The organism is Mesorhizobium sp. M7D.F.Ca.US.004.03.1.1 (assembly GCF_003998635.1).
Classification (GTDB): Bacteria; Pseudomonadota; Alphaproteobacteria; order Rhizobiales; family Rhizobiaceae; genus Mesorhizobium; species Mesorhizobium loti.
The window spans coordinates 1-1,467 of record NZ_RZQG01001220.1 but is presented as its reverse complement, the minus strand read 5'-3'; the positions used below and the strand labels follow the sequence as shown (position 1 = coordinate 1,467).

Sequence of the window (1,467 nt, the reverse complement as noted above, 5' to 3'; positions counted from 1 at the left end):
ACCAGCTCTGGATTCTTGGCCTGACCTGCAACTACGCACAGCCCGAGGACTTTCTGAAGGTCGGCCTGTTCGGCTACATCGATGGCAAACCCAGCGTCGAGTTCGGCTATAAAAACGACGACATCCAAGTCTGGATGGACCAGGCCTTGGCCGCGACCGACCCGAAAACCGTTGCGGATAAGTGGGTGGCCGTGCAGAAATCGCTCGGCAACGATCTTCCGATTATCCCGCTGGTCAATTCGTCTCCCGCCGCAGTCATGTCGGCCAAAGTCAAAGGATTTGTCGGTTCAAGCAACCTTCAAGAAACGCTGGCCAGCGTATCGGTATCGGAATAGTCGCAGCAGGATCAGGACAGGCGATGACGGACATTATCCTGAGGCGATTGGCGTCGACGATGCTGCTGATCGTTCTGCTGTCGATGGCCGTCTTCGCCTTCCTGCGGTTGCTGCCGGGCGACACGACCCGGGCGATCCTCGGGCCCCGAGCCACTGAAGAGCAGATTGCTGTCGCTCGCACTCAGCTTGGCCTCGATCAGAGCCTGCCAACCCAATACGTGCGCTACATCCGTGATCTTGCAAGCGGCAATCTGGGTGCCAGCGCCATCGATGGCGCGCCGGTCGCACGCAGTCTCGCCGACCGCTTCTTGGTCACGCTGGTGCTGACCAGCAGCGGCATGGTCATTGCCATACTGGCCGGTATCCCACTAGGCAATCTGGCTGCCCGGTTCCGGAGTCGATGGCCCGATGGTGCAATCACAGTGGGTTCTCTGCTTGCCTACAGCATTCCGGTCTTCGTGTTCGGGCTTTTGCTGCAATACATCTTCGCCGTGCGGCTCCAATGGTTGCCGGCCTCCGGCCAAGCCAATCCACGAGTCAATTACGAGACGATAACGCATGTAGCGCTGATTGATTCCCTGCTTGCCCTGTCGTGGAAGGGGTTTGCCGACGCACTGGCGCACCTCATCTTGCCGGCCATTGCGGTAGCGAGCGGGCCGCTTGCGGTGATCACCCGCATCACTCGCGCCTCGGTGCTTGAGACCGAGGGGCTCGATTTCGTTCGTACCGCGCGCGCCAAAGGCCTGAAGCGGGGCCGCATTCGGCGTCGGCACATCATGCGCAACGCCTGGCTGCCGATCGTCACGGTCATCGGCCTGTTGACCGGATCGCTCCTCGGCGGCGCTGTGATCACCGAGACGCTGTTTGCCTGGAATGGTGTTGGCCAGTGGATGGTCCAGTCCGTTCGTGACCGCGACTATGCCGTGGTGCAAAGTCTTGTGCTGGTGTTTGCGCTGGTCTTTTTGTTTATCAACCTGCTGGTCGATATCAGCTATACCCTGATCGATCCACGGCTGCGCCGGAGCGCCTGAGATGGCGAGCCGTTCGACGCGCCAGCGCTTCATGCGCAATCCAACGGCAATTGTCGGCCTGGCGATGGTGACGATCCTGTTTGCTATTGCCGTCGTTGGCC

At 60.3% G+C, this 1,467-nt stretch carries 2 protein-coding genes; both read left to right on the top strand.

Translation table 11 applies throughout. The features are described 5' to 3' along the window. A partial coding sequence (locus tag EN935_RS41120) for a hypothetical protein (RefSeq protein ID WP_206534660.1) occupies nt 1-335 on the top strand: 335 nt, incomplete at its 5' end. A 23-nt stretch (nt 336-358) separates the two neighbouring features. Then, nucleotides 359-1,366, top strand: coding sequence for an ABC transporter permease (locus tag EN935_RS35765; RefSeq protein ID WP_127265252.1), 1,008 nt, complete (start codon nt 359-361; stop codon nt 1,364-1,366). Nucleotides 1,367-1,467 lie beyond the last annotated feature (101 nt).

What these genes read in the sequence shown, in the direction of transcription:
- EN935_RS35765 (WP_127265252.1), top strand. Translation starts at nt 359, where the DNA reads ATGACGGACATTATCCTGAGGCGATTGGCGTCGACGATGCTGCTGATC.